The sequence below is a fragment of the Burkholderia sp. 22313 genome (assembly GCF_052045245.1).
Classification (GTDB): domain Bacteria; phylum Pseudomonadota; class Gammaproteobacteria; order Burkholderiales; family Burkholderiaceae; genus Burkholderia.
On the sequence record NZ_JBQEON010000055.1, the window covers coordinates 1 to 17,513 of the forward strand.

Annotated in this window: 17 protein-coding genes; 15 read left to right on the top strand and 2 right to left on the bottom strand. The window is 66.5% G+C overall.

What is annotated here, in order from left to right; translation table 11 throughout:
- The 9 genes from ACTJKF_RS29840 to ACTJKF_RS29880 all read left to right on the top strand — a co-directional run.
- Window positions 1-1,104, top strand: a 1,104-nt coding sequence (locus ACTJKF_RS29840; RefSeq protein ID WP_440622824.1) for a porin, incomplete at its 5' end; no start/stop codon positions are given.
- A 372-nt stretch (window positions 1,105-1,476) separates the two neighbouring features.
- Entirely contained in the window at window positions 1,477-2,982 is a 1,506-nt protein-coding gene (locus ACTJKF_RS29845) for an outer membrane protein assembly factor BamB family protein (RefSeq protein ID WP_440628572.1), read from the top strand.
- Between the two features lie 338 nt (window positions 2,983-3,320).
- On the top strand, window positions 3,321-3,620 hold the full coding sequence (locus tag ACTJKF_RS29850) for a DUF3331 domain-containing protein (protein WP_440628615.1): 300 nt from the start codon (window positions 3,321-3,323) through the stop codon (window positions 3,618-3,620).
- Window positions 3,621-3,708: 88 nt separating this feature from the next.
- Window positions 3,709-4,314, top strand: a complete 606-nt coding sequence (locus tag ACTJKF_RS29855; protein WP_440628573.1) for a M17 family peptidase N-terminal domain-containing protein — start codon at window positions 3,709-3,711, stop codon at window positions 4,312-4,314.
- A gap of 371 nt (window positions 4,315-4,685) precedes the next feature.
- Window positions 4,686-5,639, top strand: coding sequence for a choline ABC transporter substrate-binding protein (locus ACTJKF_RS29860; protein ID WP_440628575.1), 954 nt, complete (start codon window positions 4,686-4,688; stop codon window positions 5,637-5,639).
- 112 nt (window positions 5,640-5,751) lie between these two features.
- The gene (locus tag ACTJKF_RS29865; protein WP_440628577.1) at window positions 5,752-6,681 is read left to right on the top strand and encodes a 3-keto-5-aminohexanoate cleavage protein; all 930 of its coding nucleotides are present in this window, start codon (window positions 5,752-5,754) and stop codon (window positions 6,679-6,681) included.
- 89 nt (window positions 6,682-6,770) lie between these two features.
- On the top strand, window positions 6,771-7,736 hold the full coding sequence (locus ACTJKF_RS29870) for an L-carnitine dehydrogenase (RefSeq protein ID WP_440628579.1): 966 nt from the start codon (window positions 6,771-6,773) through the stop codon (window positions 7,734-7,736).
- Between the two features lie 6 nt (window positions 7,737-7,742).
- Window positions 7,743-8,231, top strand: coding sequence for a thioesterase family protein (locus ACTJKF_RS29875; RefSeq protein ID WP_440628581.1), 489 nt, complete (start codon window positions 7,743-7,745; stop codon window positions 8,229-8,231).
- 43 nt (window positions 8,232-8,274) lie between these two features.
- A complete protein-coding gene (locus ACTJKF_RS29880; RefSeq protein ID WP_440628583.1) occupies window positions 8,275-9,234 on the top strand; it encodes an alpha/beta hydrolase in 960 nt (319 codons plus the stop codon).
- A 184-nt stretch (window positions 9,235-9,418) separates the two neighbouring features.
- Here the strand turns inward: ACTJKF_RS29880 and ACTJKF_RS29885 are convergent, their stop codons facing one another.
- Together ACTJKF_RS29885 and ACTJKF_RS29890 are read right to left on the bottom strand one after the other, a co-directional pair.
- Window positions 9,419-9,721, bottom strand: a complete 303-nt coding sequence (locus tag ACTJKF_RS29885) for a DUF4148 domain-containing protein (RefSeq protein WP_440628585.1) — start codon at window positions 9,719-9,721, stop codon at window positions 9,419-9,421.
- Window positions 9,722-10,017: 296 nt separating this feature from the next.
- The gene (locus tag ACTJKF_RS29890) at window positions 10,018-10,308 is read right to left on the bottom strand and encodes a DUF3331 domain-containing protein (RefSeq protein WP_006749506.1); all 291 of its coding nucleotides are present in this window, start codon (window positions 10,306-10,308) and stop codon (window positions 10,018-10,020) included.
- A 683-nt stretch (window positions 10,309-10,991) separates the two neighbouring features.
- Here ACTJKF_RS29890 and ACTJKF_RS29895 point away from each other — a divergent pair.
- From ACTJKF_RS29895 to ACTJKF_RS29920, 6 genes are all read left to right on the top strand, one after another.
- Entirely contained in the window at window positions 10,992-11,756 is a 765-nt protein-coding gene (locus tag ACTJKF_RS29895) for an SDR family oxidoreductase (RefSeq protein ID WP_440628587.1), read from the top strand.
- A gap of 62 nt (window positions 11,757-11,818) precedes the next feature.
- Window positions 11,819-12,661, top strand: a complete 843-nt coding sequence (locus tag ACTJKF_RS29900) for an ureidoglycolate lyase (RefSeq protein ID WP_440628589.1) — start codon at window positions 11,819-11,821, stop codon at window positions 12,659-12,661.
- A gap of 23 nt (window positions 12,662-12,684) precedes the next feature.
- Window positions 12,685-13,962 (top strand): L-fuconate dehydratase, encoded by a 1,278-nt coding sequence (locus ACTJKF_RS29905; protein WP_440628591.1) that lies wholly within the window; start codon window positions 12,685-12,687, stop codon window positions 13,960-13,962.
- Between the two features lie 58 nt (window positions 13,963-14,020).
- Complete coding sequence (locus ACTJKF_RS29910) at window positions 14,021-14,797, top strand: SDR family oxidoreductase (RefSeq protein ID WP_440628592.1); 777 nt, start codon at window positions 14,021-14,023, stop codon at window positions 14,795-14,797.
- A gap of 12 nt (window positions 14,798-14,809) precedes the next feature.
- Window positions 14,810-16,360, top strand: coding sequence for a sugar ABC transporter ATP-binding protein (locus tag ACTJKF_RS29915; RefSeq protein WP_440628594.1), 1,551 nt, complete (start codon window positions 14,810-14,812; stop codon window positions 16,358-16,360).
- Between the two features lie 28 nt (window positions 16,361-16,388).
- Entirely contained in the window at window positions 16,389-17,426 is a 1,038-nt protein-coding gene (locus ACTJKF_RS29920) for an ABC transporter permease (RefSeq protein ID WP_440628596.1), read from the top strand.
- The last annotated feature ends 87 nt before the right edge of the window (window positions 17,427-17,513 follow it).

The window sequence follows — 17,513 nt, forward strand, 5'->3', positions numbered from 1 at the left end:
TTGCGACTCAAACATTTCGCATGGCTGATCGTGGCCGCCGCACCGGCCGCCGCGCTCGCACAGACCAGCGTGACGCTGTACGGCCGTGTCGACGGCGGCGTCGAATACCTGAACCACATCGCGACGCCGAACGGCAGCTCGACGCGCTGGAGCGCGGAGGGCGGCGACTGGGGCACCAGCATGTTCGGCCTGAAAGGCGTCGAGGATCTCGGCGGCGGGATGTCGACCGTCTTCAACCTGGAAACCGCGTTCCAGGTGATGAACGGCACGACGGGCGGCGGACGCATGTGGTCGCGCCGCGCGTATGTCGGCCTGAAGAGCGACACGTGGGGCCAGCTGCAGGCCGGCCGCAACCTGTTCATCGACAGCGACGGCGTGTGGGAATTCGATCCGTTCGTCCAGCAGGCGTTTTCATCCGCATCGCTCGTGCGCGGCCGCAACTGGCAGCAGACCAGCAACAACATCGAATATCACAGCCCGGTGATCGGCGGCTTCGACGTGCAGGCGCAATATGCGTTCGGCAATCAATCGCGCGGCTTCAACTACGGCGCGGCCGACGACTTCGGCCGCTCGGACGGGATCATGCTGTCGTACCACTCGCCGCTGTTCGACGTGCGCGGCATGTACGACGAACTGCGCGACAACAACGGCAAGTTCAGCAACATCTTCACCGCGTCGCGCGAGTATTTCGTCGGCGCGAACGTGAAGGTGTCGAAGTTCAAGATCCAGGGCGCGTATACGCACTACCAGGCGCCGGACAGCCCGGCCGGTGTCGCCGATCGTGCCGATCACTACTGGCTCGGCGCGACGTATACGGCCACGCCGCAGTGGGCGGTGACGGGCGGCGGGTACTACGTGAAGGTCGGCGACGGCGGCGGCGATGCATCGCACGATCCGTCGGGCCACGCGATGATGTACGTGCTCGGTACCACGTACAACCTGTCGAAGCGCACGTTCCTGTACGGCACGGTCGCGTATGTGCGCAACGGCGGAAATTCGAACTTCTCGCTGCTCGCGTCGCCGCGCGATGCGACGTCGGGCACGAGCCCGATGACGGGCGAGTCGCAGACGGGGGCGTATGTGGGGATGATGCATACGTTCTGAGCGACGGATCTGCCGGTGCACCGGCGCAACGGTTAGCTCGTCGTCATGCGGTGTTGCCATCGGCACGCAAGTGTCATCGATGCAGATGCAGAGTCACGCTTCGCAAATGAACGCCTCGTATGGTTGCCAATGCTGCGCCGGACGGTCCATCCGGGCCGGATCGATTGCGTCCCTGCTTTCCTGTGCCCGGGCAGGACGGCTATCGCCGGCACCCGGGCCGCTCGCTGTTGCCTCGGTTCGCCGGGGTTTTTTCGTCGCGGCCATTTCCGCCAGGCCGGTCATCGGTCGTATTTCTCTCGCTAAGGTGGTGTCATGAAAATATTCAACAAGCAGAAGGATGCACTTGCCTCATGGCGCCGGCGTACGCCAGCCATGATCGGAACGCTTGGGCTGTTCGGCATGCTCGCAAGCGGTCCGAGTGCGGCGGCGGATTGGGTCTTTGCCGGTCAAGGGGTCGACAATACGCGCACCGCGCCGGACGAACACACCATTGGCGTCGATAACGTCGCGCAGCTTGCGCCGCGCTGGACGCTGGACACCGACGGCAACGTGTCGGCCACGCCGACCGTCGCCAATGGCACCGTGTACGTGCCGGACTTCGGCGGCTCGCTCTGGGCGGTCGATGCCGCCAGCGGCAAGGTGAAGTGGAAGAAGAAGATCACCGAATACAGCGGCATCGAAAACGATGCGTCGCGCACCAGCCCGGCGTACTGGGAAGGCACGCTGATCTTCGGTCAGGGCACCCAGGTCGCGAACAACCCGACCGGCGCGTTCATCATGGCGGCGAAGGCCGACGATGGCGCGCCGCTGTGGCGGACCAAGGTGGATTCGGATCCGACCGCGATCATCACCCAATCGCCGATCGTCGATCGCGGCGTGGTGTATGTCGGCCTTTCGTCGCGTGCCGAGGCGCTCAAGGACAAGCCGACCTACCGCGGCGCCATGGTCGCCCTCGACGCGAAGACCGGCAAGCTGCTGTGGAAGACCTATATGGTGCCGAAGGGGTATACCGGCGGTTCGATATGGAGCAACACGGCCGTGGTCGACCACGAGACCGGCCTGCTCTACGTGACCACCGGCAACAACTTCTCGGTGCCGCCGGGCCACTGCCGTTTTCCGACCCAGAAGAACTGCAAGGGCGATACGCCGGACAACATGATCGACAGCTTCGTCGCGCTCAATCTCAAAACCGGCAAGGTAGCCTGGCATAGCCGCACGCTGGCCGCCGACATGTCGACCAACTACAACCACGACGATGGCCCGGACTACGATTTCGGCTCGGGGCCCAACCTGTTCAAGACGACCATCGACGGCAAGGAGAGGACGGTGCTCGGTGCCGGTGCGAAGAGCGGCGTGTACTGGGCGCTCGATCCCAAGACCGGCAAGGTGCTCTGGCATACGCAGGTCGGCCCGGGCAGCCTGCTGGGCGGCATGCTGTGGGGGACGGCCGCTGACGGCAAGCGTATCTACGTGTCGATCGGCAACCTGAACGGAGCGTCGATCGACGTCGACAACGGTCCGAACGGCCAGAAGACGACCAAGGGCGGCATCTGGGCGGCAATCGACGCCGCCACCGGCAAGGTGCTGTGGCGCACGGCCGACCCGCAGGGCAAGATGGACACGGTGGCGATGTCGGCCGCGAACGGTGTCGTCTATGCCGGCTCGTTGGCCGGTACGGGCGCGAGCATGTATGCGCTCGATGCGGCGACGGGCGCGATCAAGTGGAGTTACGAGAACAACGGCGCGGTGGTGTCGGGCGCTGCAATCGTCGATGGGTCGGTGTACTGGGGGGCGGGCTACCACACCAAGGTGCTCGGCCTGCCGTACGACGGCACGAGTCACAAACTCTACGCGTTCGGTCTTGCCGCCAAGCAGTAAGTGCAACGCAACCGGCCACGCACGTGTGGCCGGTTGCGTTCGATCGCCGGCCGGCTTTCGATGCATGAGTGCCAATGGACGTGCAGTCTGCAGCAGACGCAGGCAATACCGCGCAACTGCGGAGCGGGTAATGGTAAATGAACGGACTGGTGCAGATACTGAAGTACGCGGATGATGTGTTGCTCGTGCGCTGGCGCAAGCCCGGACAAGCGGATGAAGAGGAGCAACGCTGGATACCGGGCCGCGCACTGCGCTCTGGGCAATGCTCGTTTTCCGGAGCAAAGGTCATGTGCGGCGATCCGGTGTTCAGTCCGAAAGGCGCATCGGCCCATGCAAGAATGATTCTTGTCTCTGCCCTTGATTCAGCCTACCGCTCGACGACACGTCCGAAAATCGAGATCCTGGAACACGTGGAAGGCCTGTTGCTGGTGCGATGGGTCGAGCCCGGACGCGCCCACTACGGCGAGCAGACCTGGCGCCTGGCACGCGCATCGCGGCCCGGGATATGTGTGCTCTCGGGGGCGGAGATCGTTCCGGGCTACGAGGTGTTCAGGCCAAGCGGACGGCCGGCGCCGTCCAATGCGCGGGCCATGATCTGGGCCGCGGTACTGAGCAAACTTTCAATGAAGCGGCGCTGACCGGCGCAGCGGCGCGAGCGAGATCGCCCGCCTGGTTGGCGCAAGCGACGGCAAGCCCGTCATCACCTGACCTTACACGAGAGGCGATATGGTTCTTCGGCAGAACATCGGCAGCCGGCGCGATGTGTCCTTTGAGGTCGCCGCATGGGACGGCGTCGGCGCGCAGGTCGATCTTTCCTGCGGCTGCATGTTTGCCCGCGAGGCGACGGGCGATGGCCCCACGGGCGGATTACGCCATCTCGACGCCGCACTGTCGGGTGCGCTCACCGGCTTGCGGCGCGAAGGCCGTTTTTCGGCCGCGCCGATGGAAACGCTGTTGATCAGCCGTGTGCCCGCGGGCATCTCGGCGCGTACCGTGTTGCTGGTCGGACTCGGCGATCCGGCAAGCTGGACGATCGAAACAACCGCGCAGGCCGCCGCCACGGCCGCGCGGACGGCGATGCAGCACGGTGTCGAAAGCGCCGCGTTTGCGCCGAGCATACTCGACGGCGGGCTGACGACCGCCGTCACCGGAGGCATGCCGGCAGCCATGGTGAACGCCGTGATGGCCGTGATCGACACCCAGTATCGGCTCGCGGAGCTGGGCCTTGCTGCGCCGCCCGCGTTGCGCCGCTGGGTCTTCGATGTCGGCGCGGCGCGCTTCGACGGCGCGGTGGAACATTTCGGCCACGCGCTTGCCGCCGCACGGACCTGATCGATCCGTCTCGTTTTCCCGTACCGCATTCCGCGCAGCGACGTGTCGGGTGCCGCGGATCGCGTTTGCCCCTTCCCGAATGACCCTGTCCGCATTCATTCGAATGCGGCAGGTGCTGCCTCCGGCGGGCGTCCAGTCGATATCTCCCGCGCCGCATCCGGACAAACCCCTGTCCGCCAAAATCCCCGTCAAACCCGCGCCACGCAAGCCACAGCTGATGCATAGTGGTTTCCACTCATAGTCGCAAACAGTCAAGAACAGGTCGCCGCCGGTCGTCTTGCGACCAATATGGCTCGTTACTTTTACTCCCACGATGCAGGCCGGGACGCACTCCGCGAACCCGTCGGACATCGGTCCACTGGGGAGAAACCATGAAGTCGACAAAGATCGCCGCGTTCGTCGCGGCCGTGCTGGCGACCGGCGCGTTCGCGACCGCGGCGCAGGCCGAAACGGATGCCGCGACCTGCCGCAACGTGCGGTTCGCGGACATCGGCTGGACCGACATCACGTCCACGACGGCGCTCGCGTCGACGGTGTTCGAAGGGCTCGGCTACAAGCCGACGACGACGATCGCGTCGGTGCCGATCTCGTTCGCCGGCCTGAAGAGCAAGCAGCTCGACATCTCGCTCGGCTACTGGTGGCCGGTGCAGCAAAAGCAGCTCCAGCCGTTCCTCGACAGCAAGTCGATCAACGTGGTCGAACCGCCGAACCTGTCGGGCGCGAAGGCGACGCTCGCGGTGCCGAGCTACGAATACCAGGCCGGCCTGAAGACCTTCGAGGACATCGCGAAGCACCGCGCGGAACTCGACGGCAAGATCTACGGGATCGAGCCGGGCAGCAGCGCGAACGCGACGATCCAGAAGATGATCGACACGAACCAGTACGGCCTCGGCGGCTTCAAGCTGGTCGAATCGAGCGAGGCGGGGATGCTCGTCACGGTCGAGCGCGCGATTCGCGAGAAGAAGTGGGTCGTGTTCCTCGGGTGGGAACCGCATCCGATGAACATCCAGATCAGCATGAACTACCTGTCCGGCGGCGATGCGTCGTTCGGCCCGAACTACGGCGAAGCGCGCGTGTACACGTTGACGGCGCCCGACTTCATCTCGCGCTGCCCGAACGCGGGCAAGCTGGTCGAGAACCTGCGCTTCTCGACGCAGCTCGAGAACCAGCTGATGCAGTCGGTGATGAACAAGACGAAACCGGCCGACGCCGCGAAGGCTTACCTGAAGAAGAATCCGCAGGTGCTCGATGCGTGGCTCGCCGGCGTCAAGACGTTCGACGGCAAGGACGGCCTGCCTGCCGTGAAGGCGTATCTTGGCCTGTAACGGCCCGTGCGCGCCGTCCGCGGGTGGCGCGCAGCGACACATCATCTGCAGTACGACGTAAATCGAGCGACACACACCGAATCAAGCAGCGAATCAAGCGAGGGCATTCAGCATGAACCACGAAGTCATCATCACCTGCGCGGTCACCGGTGCGGGCGATACGGTCGGCAAGCATCCGGCGATTCCGGTCACGCCGAAGGAAATCGCGGCCGCGGCGATCGAAGCCGCGAAGGCCGGCGCGACGGTGGCGCACTGTCACGTGCGCGATCCGCAGACGGGGCGCGGCAGCCGCGATCCGAACCTGTACCGCGAAGTCGTCGACCGGATTCGCTCGGCCGACGTCGACGTGATCATCAACCTGACGGCCGGCATGGGCGGCGATCTGGAGATCGGCCCGGGCGAGGATCCGATGCGCTTCGGCAAGGGGACCGATCTCGTCGGCGGCCTCACGCGCCTCGCGCACGTCGAGGACCTGCTGCCGGAAATCTGCACGCTGGATTGCGGCACGCTGAATTTCGGCGATGGCGACTACATCTACGTGTCGACGCCCGCGCAACTGCGTGCCGGCGCCAAGCGCATCCAGGAACTCGGCGTGAAGCCGGAGCTGGAAATCTTCGATACGGGCCATCTGTGGTTCGCGAAGCAATTGCTGAAGGAAGGGCTGCTCGACGATCCGCCGCTGTTCCAGCTGTGCCTCGGCATTCCGTGGGGCGCGCCGGCCGACACCGGCACGATGAAGGCGATGGTCGACAACCTGCCGCCGGGCGCGCACTGGGCCGGCTTCGGGATCGGCCGCATGCAGATGCCGATGGTCGCGCAGGCGATGCTGCTCGGCGGTCACGTGCGCGTCGGCCTCGAAGACAACATCTGGCTCGATCGCGGCGTGCATGCGACCAACGGCACGCTCGTCGAGCGCGCGCGGGACATCATCGAACGCCTCGGCGCCCGCGTGCTGACGCCGGCCGAAGGGCGTCGCAAGCTCGGCCTGCCGGCGCGCGGCGAGCGTCCGCTCGAACGCCGCGCGGTGACCGAATTCGCGTGAGTCTCGACGGCTGATGCCGATTCAATCCGGCGGCACGCGCACGCGCGCGGCCGCCGTTCGATTCCCCTCGATTTGAAGGATGCGTTGACATGGCTGTGAAGACCGACATCAAGACGTTCGCCGCGATCGGCACCGGCGTGATCGGCAGTGGATGGATTTGCCGTGCGCTCGCGCACGGTCTCGACGTGGTCGTGTGGGACCCGGCACCGGGCGCGGAAGAGCGGTTGCGCGCGAGCGTCGCGAATGCGTGGCCCGCGCTCGAACGGGTCGGCCTCGCGCCGGGCGCCGATCGCGCGCGGCTGCGTTTCGAAGCGACGATCGAGGCCTGCGTCGCCGACGCGGACTTCATCCAGGAAAGCGCGCCCGAGCGCGAGGCGCTGAAGCTCGAACTGCACGAACAGATCAGCCGCGCGGCGAAGCCCGACGCGATCATCGCGTCGTCGACGTCGGGGCTGCTGCCGACCGACTTCTATGCGCGTGCGACGCATCCGGAGCGCTGCGTGGTCGGCCATCCGTTCAATCCGGTCTACCTGCTGCCGCTCGTCGAGGTGCTCGGCGGCGCGCGCACGTCGCCGGAAGCGGTCGAGGCCGCGATGGAGATCTATCGCAAGCTCGGCATGCGGCCGCTGCACGTGCGCAAGGAAGTGCCGGGCTTCATCGCCGACCGGCTGCTCGAAGCGTTGTGGCGCGAGGCGCTGCATCTCGTCAACGAAGGCGTCGCGACGACCGGCGAGATCGACGATGCGATCCGCTTCGGCGCGGGCATTCGCTGGTCGTTCATGGGCACGTTCCTGACCTATACGCTGGCCGGCGGCGACGCGGGCATGCGACACTTCATGCAGCAGTTCGGCCCCGCGCTCGAACTGCCATGGACGAAGCTGGTCGCGCCGAAGCTGACCGACGAACTGATCGACAGCGTCGTCGAAGGCACGGGCGAACAGCAGGGCACGCGCAGCATCAAGGAACTCGAACGTTATCGCGACGAGTGCATTACCGAGGTGCTGAAGGCGATCGCCGCGGTGAAGGCGCGGCACGGAATGCGATTCGAGGACTGAACCAACATGACCGGCGATACCCCGCTGACGATCTACCGCGACGTCGTACGGCCCGAGTGGGTCGACTACAACGGCCACCTGCGCGACGCGTTCTATCTGCTGATCTTCAGCTTCGCGACCGATGCGCTGCTGGAGCGTATCGGTCTCGACGACGCCGTGCGTCGCGAGCGGGGCCGCTCGGTCTATACGCTCGAAGCGCACGTGAACTATCTGCAGGAGATCAAGGAAGGCACGCGCGTGCGCGTCGATGCGCGGGTGTTCGCGCACGACGCGAAGCGCGTGCATCTTTACCTCGAACTGTTCGCGGACGGGCACGAAGGCGCGGTGTCGGCGAGCGAGCAGATGCTGCTGCACGTCGACACGCGTGACGGCGCGAAATCGGCACCGTTCGACGACGACGTCGCCGCGCACGTGGCCGAGCTGCATGCGTTGCAGCGCGATTGCGCGGCACCCGCGTATGCGGGCCGCGTGATCGGATTGCCGCCGCGCCGCTAGCGGCGACGTTCGACGTTCAACCTTCGACCGCGGAGCGCACCCGATGCTCGAGCCGGAAATCGCGGCGTTCGTCGCCGCCGTCGCCGCCGCGTATCCGGCCGACACGGCGGCGCGCTCGCCCGACGAGCAACGCCGCCTCTACGATCGCTTCGCGGCCGCGTGGACCCCCGCCGACCTGCCGGCCGGTGTCGTGCAGCACGATGCGCTCTGGTACGCACCGGCCGGACACGCGATCGCGCTGAGGCGCTACGCGCGGACACAGGGCGAGCCGCGCGGCACCGTGCTGTTCTTTCATGGCGGCGGTTTCGTCGTCGGCTCGCTCGACAGTCACGCACTGATCGCCGCGCAACTGGCGGCCGACACGGGGCTGGCCGTGATCGCGGTCGACTACCGGCTTGCGCCCGAGCATCGCGCACCGGCCGCACTCGACGATTGCCTGGCCGTCACGCGCGCCGCGCGCGATGCGGCACGGTGGCCGTTCGAATCCTGCGCACGGCCCCTGACGCTCGCGGGCGACAGTGCCGGCGGCAATCTCGCGGCGGCCGTCGCGACCGCGCTGCGTGATGCGGGCGAGGGCGGCATCGACGGGATCGCACTCGTTTATCCGATGCTCGGCATCGAGCCGCAATCGCCCGCGCGCGAAACCGAAGCGCACGCGCCGATGCTGACGCTCGACGATGTCCATCGCTATCGCGCGCTGTACTGGGGGGATGACCGGGACGTTGCGCAGCGCGATGACGATCCGCTGCTGCGCGCATCGGTGCCGCTCGCGGCGTCGCGTTTCGACGGGCTGCCGCCCGTGCTCGCGATCGGCGCGGAGCACGATCCGCTGCGCGACGATGCGCGCGTGTACGTCGAACGGATTCTTGCGGCCGGCGGCGCTGCGCGCTACTGGATGGGGCAGGGGCTCGTGCACGGCTGCTGGCGTGCGCTCGGCACCAGCCCGCAGGCGGCGCGGCTGCACCGGATGGTCGGCGCGTTCCTGCTTGCGCCGCACGGCTGAACGCCACGTTCTTCCCGCAGACGAAAAAGCGCCCGGACGCATGGCGCCCGGGCGAAGCCTCCCGTTGCCGGGCGGCGGAGGTATGCGTTTCACAAAAAAAGACGAGCCCGCATGACGGGCTCGTCCGGATACTGCTTCGTCGCGCAATGTGCGTGCGCGGTGCGCCCGCCGGGGGCGCGTCGGCTTACTGGCCGAAGAAGATCGAGTCGCGAGCGTTCGACGACGCTGCGGCAGCGGGGGCGCCCGAGTGGACGACCGGAGCCGGTTGCGCGCCGTAGCCGCTGGCGTCGGCACCATGAACACGCGCTTCCGCCGACTGGATGTCGTTCGGGTAGTACGGGCTCGCCAGGCCCGGCTTGTAGCCGGCTTGTTCGAGCTGGACCAGTTCGTTGCGCACTTGTGCGCGGGTCACGGTGCTTTGAGCGAATGCGCTGAACGAGGCGGACAGGGCGACAGCGGCAACAACTGCGGAAACGAGCGATTTCATGATGACCTCCGGTGTTTTATTTGCTTCGCTCTCGACACCATGTCTTGAGCGATTGACCAAATGTTAGTCACCGGACGATTCAGGGTAAACACTGATTTTGACGATAGATTGTTTCCTGCGTGGTAACAGTAGCGCGTCGCATCAGTCTTTCAACACGCTTTCGTTTCCGTAAGTGCAATAAGTATGAAGAATGACGCCGCGATTGAAGCCGCTCGACGGGGGGAATCAGACCGGCACTTCCAGGGCGGGCATGCGCGTTTCGCAGCCGGCCCAGGGGAGGCCGCGGCCGGCCGGCGCTATCGGCTGCCGGCCAGCGCGAGCACTTCGGCGGCGGAGATCATCGCGGCCGCGTTCGCGGGAGCCGGGCGCTCGGCCGGGCGGAATACTTCGTCGCCGCGCTGGATGACCTGGCGCGACAGCGCGCAGGTGCCGGTGCGCTGCGCGAAGCGGCGGCGCCAGCGCTGTTCGCCGTAATGACAGCGGCCGGGTTCGACCCAGCGGACGACGAGCAGCGTATCGGAACGTTCGAGGATTTCGACGTGGACGTCGGCGGGATCGAGCGCAGGCAGGGATTTGGAGGCCTTCATTTTGCCGTTTCCTAAAGCCCGTGCGGGTTCGGCCATGGCAGTGGATGTCACTACCCAGAGACGAATCCGTAGCGGTTTCCATGAGTGGTGCGCTAAATGTAAGCGTCTGTGACCGGAAAAAACATCCTGTTTGGCTCAAATTACCTTTTGCCGATTTAGAAACAATCGACGCGCATTTTCTTGGAAAACCAACGACAAAAGCGCCCCGGACGCGAACGTCCGGGGCGAAAAATCGGCCCGCGCCACCGTGTCTGCTCGCTCAGTCACGTGGACACCGCGGGGGACGGAGATGCCCGTCAGGGCGTTGCGACGGGCGGGGTGCGGTGTGCCGGGAAGCGCGGTCCGGCAACACCATGATGGCGCGCACCCCCGGTTGAGACGCTGACGAGAACATGACTTTTTTGTCAGTTTCAACGGGCGGCCGTGCGACCCGGTCGCGCTTGGACCGGCGCAAACGCCCGCCGGTATTGACTTGGCGCGACAGGCGGCCAGTCGCCGGGGCCTGAAAAAGACGGCATTCGAGGCCCGCGACGCCGCCTTCCCCCCGATTCTCCTGCTCGGGAAAATACTGAATCACGCGATCGTGACAAATCCCGGATCTGTTTCTATGATTGGTTGGACCTTTGGTCCTTTGTGCCAATCAGCCGGCTTGGCCGGCTTCTACAGGAACGGGAGAACTGCTCATGAGATTGCAGGGCAAGCGTGCGCTGGTGACGGCGGCCGGGCAGGGGATCGGCCGCGCGACCGCGCTGCGGTTCGCGAGCGAGGGCGCCGACGTGCTGGCGACCGACATCAACGAAGCCGCGCTCGCGCAACTCGCGGCGCACGCCGAGCGCGCGGGCGGCCGGCTGGCCACGCGGCGGCTCGACGTGACCGACGCGGGCGACGTCGCGGCACTCGCCGCGCAGGAACGCGCGTTCGACGTGCTGTTCAACTGCGCGGGCTTCGTCCACCACGGCTCGATCCTCGACTGCGACGACGACGCGTGGTCGTTCTCGCTGAACCTGAACGTCACGTCGATGTACCGGCTGATCCGCGCGCTGCTGCCGGCGATGCTGGAAGCGGGCGGCGCGTCAATCATCAATATGGCATCGGCCGCGTCGAGCGTGAAGGGCGTGCCGAACCGCTTTGTCTACGGCACGACCAAGGCGGCCGTGATCGGCCTGACCAAGTCGGTCGCAGCCGATTTCGTCGAGCAGCGCATTCGCTGCAATGCGATCTGCCCGGGCACGATCGAGTCGCCGTCGCTGGAGCAGCGGATCGCCGAGCAGGCGCGCACGCGCCAGGTATCGACCGATACCGTGCGCCAGGCATTCGTCGCGCGCCAGCCGATGGGGCGCATCGGCACCGCGGACGAAGTGGCCGCGCTCGCGCTGTATCTCGCGTCCGACGAAGCGTCGTTCACCACCGGCGCGATTCACCTGATCGACGGCGGCTGGTCAAACTGACCGTGTCTAGCCGACCGCGTCAAACTGACCGCGCCGCTTCATTCACTTTCCGTTCATACGACATGAAACTGCTGAGATTTGGCGACAAACACCATGAAAAGCCGGGCCTGCTCGATGCGCAGGGCAAGATTCGCGACCTGTCGGGCGTGCTCGACGACGTCGCCGGTGACGCGCTGACACCGGCGTCGCTCGCGCGGCTGCGCGACATCGCCCCGTCGTCGCTGCCGCTCGTCGCCGGCACGCCGCGGCTCGGCGCCTGTGTCGGCCGTGTCGGCAAGTTCATCTGCATCGGGCTCAACTATTCCGACCACGCGGCCGAATCGGGCATGGACGTGCCGAAGGAGCCGGTCGTGTTCGGCAAGTGGACGAGCGCGATCTCGGGGCCGAACGACGACGTCGAGATTCCGCGCGGGTCGGAAAAGACCGACTGGGAAGTCGAGCTCGGCGTGGTGATCGGCCAGGGCGGCCGCTATATCGACGAAGCCGATGCGCTGTCGCACGTCGCGGGCTACTGCGTCGTCAACGACGTATCGGAGCGCGAATACCAGCTCGAACGCGGCGGCACGTGGGACAAGGGCAAGGGCAACGACACGTTCGGCCCGCTCGGCCCGTGGCTCGTGACGGCGGATGAAGTGCCGGATCCGCACGCGCTGCGGCTGTGGCTCGAGGTCGACGGCCATCGCTATCAGAACGGCACCACCGCGACGATGGTGTTCCGCGTGCCGCACCTGATCAGCTACCTGAGCCGCTTCATGAGCCTGCAGCCGGGCGACGTGATCTCGACCGGCACGCCGCCGGGCGTCGGCCTCGGCCAGAAGCCGCCCGTCTATCTGCGCGCCGGGCAGGTCATCACGCTCGGCATCGACGGGCTCGGCGAGCAGCGCCAGCGCACCGTGCAGGCCTGAAACCTTTTCCCGGATGGTTCGTCATGCCTATCATTAAAGCGATGCGCGTCCTCGACGTGCGCTTCCCGACCTCGCGCCAGCTCGACGGCTCCGATGCGATGAATCCGGATCCCGACTATTCGGCCGCGTACGTCGTGCTCGAAACCGACCACGACGGGCTCGAAGGTCACGGGCTCACGTTTACCATCGGGCGCGGCAACGAAATCTGCTGCGCGGCGATCGACGCGATGCGTCACCTCGTCGTCGGTCTCGACCTCGACTGGATTCGCGAGGACATGGGCCGCTTCTGGCGGCACGTGACGTCGGACAGCCAGTTGCGTTGGATCGGCCCCGACAAGGGTGCGATCCACCTGGCGACGGGCGCCGTCGTCAATGCGGTGTGGGACCTGTGGGCGAAGGCGGTGGGCAAGCCGCTGTGGCGGCTCGTCGCCGACATGAGCCCCGAGGAAATCGTGCGGGCGGTCGATTTCCGCTACCTGACCGACTGCCTGACGCCGAACGAGGCGCTCGAACTGCTGCGCCGGCAGGCGCCGGGCAAGGCTGCGCGGATCGCGGCGCTCGAGCGTGACGGCTACCCGTGCTACACGACGTCGGCTGGCTGGCTCGGCTACAGCGACGACAAGCTGCGCCGCTTGTGCCGCGAGGCCGTGGACGCCGGTTTCGACTACGTGAAGCTGAAGGTCGGCGCGAACCTGGAGGACGACATCCGCCGCGTGACGATCGCGCGCGAGGTGATCGGCCCGGATCGCAAGCTGATGATCGACGCGAACCAGGTGTGGGAAGTCGACGAGGCGATCGACTGGGTGCGCGAGCTCGCGTTCGCGAAGCCGTGGTTCATCGAGGAGCCGACGAGCCCCGACGACGTCGAAGGGCATCGCAAGATCCGCGAGGCGATCGCGCCGGTGCAGGTCGCGACCGGCGAGATGTGCCAGAACCGCGTGCTGTTCAAGCAGTTCATCGAGCGCGGCGCGATCGACGTCGTGCAGATCGATGCGTGCCGGCTCGGCGGCGTGAACGAGATTCTCGCGGTGCTGCTGCTGGCCGCGAAGTTCGGGTTGCCGGTGTGTCCGCATGCGGGCGGCGTCGGGTTGTGCGAGTACGTGCAGCATCTGTCGATGATCGACTACGTGTGCATTTCCGGCACGAAGGAAGGGCGCGTGACCGAATACGTCGATCACCTGCACGAGCATTTCGTCGAACCGTGCGTCGTGCGCGGCGCGGCCTACATGCCGCCGACGGCGCCCGGTTTCTCGATCGAGATGAAGCCGGAATCGCTGGAGCAGTACCGGTTTCGCGGCTGAAGCAAGTGCACCCCGCGCACGGCCTGTGCGGCGACACCATGAACGACGGAGACGCGAAGTGGATTTGAATCTGCAAGACAAGGTCGTGATCGTGACCGGCGGCGCGTCGGGCATCGGCGCCGCGATCTCGATGCGGCTGGCCGGCGAAGGCGCGATTCCGGTGGTGTTCGCGCGCCACGCGCCCGACGATGATTTCTGGCGCGCCATCACGCAGAAGCAGCCGCGTGCCGCGTGCGTGCACGTCGAGCTGCAGGACGATGCGCAGTGCCGTGAGGCGGTCGCGCAGACCGTCGCTCGCTTCGGCCGCATCGACGGCCTCGTCAACAACGCGGGCATCAACGACGGCATCGGGCTCGACGCCGGGCGCGACGCGTTCGTCGCATCGCTCGAACGCAACCTGATCCACTACTACGTGATGGCGCATTACTGCGTGCCGCACCTGAAGGCGACGCGCGGCGCGATCGTCAACATCTCGTCGAAGACGGCCGTCACCGGGCAGGGCAACACGAGCGGCTATTGCGCGTCGAAGGGCGCGCAACTCGCGCTGACGCGCGAATGGGCGGTCGCACTGCGCAACGACGGCGTGCGCGTGAACGCGGTGATCCCGGCCGAAGTGATGACACCGCTCTACCAGAACTGGATCGCCGGCTTCGACGACCCGGATGCGAAGGTCGCGGAAATCGCCGCAAAGGTACCGCTCGGCCAGCGCTTCACGACGGCCGACGAGATTGCCGACACGACCGTGTTCCTGCTGTCGGCGCGCGCATCGCACACGACGGGCCAGTGGCTGTTCGTCGATGGCGGCTATACGCATCTCGATCGCGCGATCGGCTGAGGACGGCGAGCCATGCAACCCGACCTGAACCCGACGACCGCCGCCCCCGCCGCTGCCGCGCTGATTGCGTTGACCGGCGTCAGCAAGCGCTTTCCGGGCGTGCAGGCGCTCGACGATTGCCGGTTCGACCTGCGCGCCGGCGAAGTGCATGCGCTGATGGGCGAGAACGGCGCCGGCAAATCCACGTTGATGAAGATTCTCGCCGGCGTCTACCCGCGCGATGGCGGCGAGATCCGCATGGATGGCCGCGCGGTGGAGATCGCCGATCCGCGCGCCGCGCAGGCGCTCGGCATCGGCATCATCCATCAGGAGCTGAACCTGATGAACCACCTGAGCGTCGCGCAGAACATCTTCATCGGGCGCGAGCCGCGCGGCCGCTTCGGCGTGTTCGTCGACGAAGAAAAACTCAACCGCGACGCGGCCGCGATCTTCGCGCGGATGCGGCTCGATCTCGATCCGCGCACGCCGGTCGGCCGGCTGACGGTCGCGAAGCAGCAGATGGTCGAGATCGCGAAGGCGTTGTCGTTCGATTCGCGCGTGCTGATCATGGACGAGCCGACCGCCGCGCTGAACAACGCCGAGATCGCCGAGTTGTTCCGCATCATCGGCGACTTGCGCGCGCACGGCGTCGGCATCGTCTACATCTCGCACAAGATGGACGAGCTGCGCCAGATCGCCGATCGCGTGACGGTGATGCGCGACGGCAAGTATGTCGCGACCGTGCCGATGGCCGACACGTCGATGGACGCGATCATCGCGATGATGGTTGGCCGGCAGCTCGATACGGCGTTCCGCACGCCGCCCGATACGTCGAACAACGACATCGCGCTCGAAGTGCGCGGCCTGTCGCGCGGCCGCGCGATCCGCGACGTCGGCTTCACGCTGCGGCGCGGCGAGATTCTCGGCTTCGCGGGGCTGATGGGCGCGGGCCGCACCGAGGTCGCGCGTGCGGTGTTCGGCGCGGATCCGGTCGACGCGGGCGAGATCCGCGTGCACGGCAGGACCGTGACGATCCGCACGCCGGCCGACGCGGTGAAGCACGGCATCGGCTACCTGTCCGAGGATCGCAAGCACTTCGGGCTCGCGGTCGGGATGGACGTGCAGAACAACATCGCGCTGTCGAGCATGCGGCGTTTCGTGCGCCGCGGCGTGTTCCTCGACGCGCGCGCGATGCGCGACACCGCGCAGTCGTACGTGCGGCAGCTCGCGATTCGCACGCCGTCGGTCGCGCAGCCGGCGCGGCTGCTGTCGGGCGGCAACCAGCAGAAGATCGTGATCGCGAAGTGGCTGCTGCGCGACTGCGACATCCTGTTCTTCGACGAGCCGACCCGCGGCATCGACGTCGGCGCGAAAAGCGAGATCTACAAGCTGCTCGATGCGCTCGCCGCCGACGGCAAGGCGATCGTGATGATCTCGTCGGAATTGCCCGAGGTGCTGCGCATGAGCCACCGGATTCTCGTGATGTGCGAAGGGCGCGTGACCGGCGAATTGCGCGCGGCCGACGCCACGCAGGAAAAGATCATGCAGCTCGCGACGCAGCGCGAGTCGACCGTATTGTCCTGATAGCCCCGATTCAGACGCTGACCCGACCATGTCCAACGATACGCATCCCGTTCCGCCCCTGGCCACCGGCGACACGCCGGCCGCCGCATCGCGCCTGAAGTCGCGCTTCTTCAACCCGGCCGCGCGGCAGAAGCTGCTCGCGTTCGCGAGCCTCGTGCTGCTGATCGTGTTCTTCAGCGTCGCGTCGCCGAACTTCCTCGAAGTCGACAACCTGGTCTCGATCCTGCAGGCCACCGCCGTGAACGGCGTGCTGGCCGTCGCCTGCACGTACGTGATCATCACGTCGGGCATCGACCTCTCGGTCGGCACGCTGATGACGTTCTGCGCGGTGATGGCCGGCGTCGTGCTGACGAAGTGGGGGATGCCGCTGCCGCTCGGGATCCTGGCCGCGCTGGGCTTCGGCGCGTTGTCGGGCAGCGTGTCGGGCTTCGTGATCGCGAAGATGAAGGTGCCGCCGTTCATCGCGACGCTCGGCATGATGATGCTGCTCAAGGGGCTGTCGCTCGTGATCTCGGGCACGCGGCCGATCTACTTCAACGACACGCCGGGCTTCACGTCGATCGCGCAGGATTCGCTGATCGGCAACCTGATTCCCGCGCTGCCGATTCCGAACGCGGTGCTGATCCTGTTCCTCGTCGCGATCGGCGCGTCGATCGTGCTGAACCGCACGCTCTTCGGCCGCTACACGTTCGCGCTCGGCAGCAACGAGGAAGCGTTGCGGCTGTCCGGCGTGAACGTCGATGCGTGGAAGATCGCCGTCTACACGTTCAGCGGCGCGGTGTGCGGGATCGCCGGGCTGCTGATCGCGTCGCGGCTGAACTCCGCGCAGCCCGCGCTCGGCCAGGGCTACGAGCTCGATGCGATCGCGGCCGTCGTGATCGGCGGCACGTCGCTGTCGGGCGGCGCGGGCAGCATCGTCGGCACCATCATCGGCGCGTTCATCATGAGCGTGCTGACCAACGGCCTGCGCATCATGTCGGTCGCGCAGGAATGGCAGACGGTCGTGACGGGCGTGATCATCATCCTCGCCGTCTACGTGGACATCCTGCGCCGGCGCCGCCGCTGACGCACGCAAGCACGCAAGCACGAACACAGGCACACAGGCGCTTCACCGCCGGCCGGGCCGGCATTTCAGTCGATACCAACCAAGGAG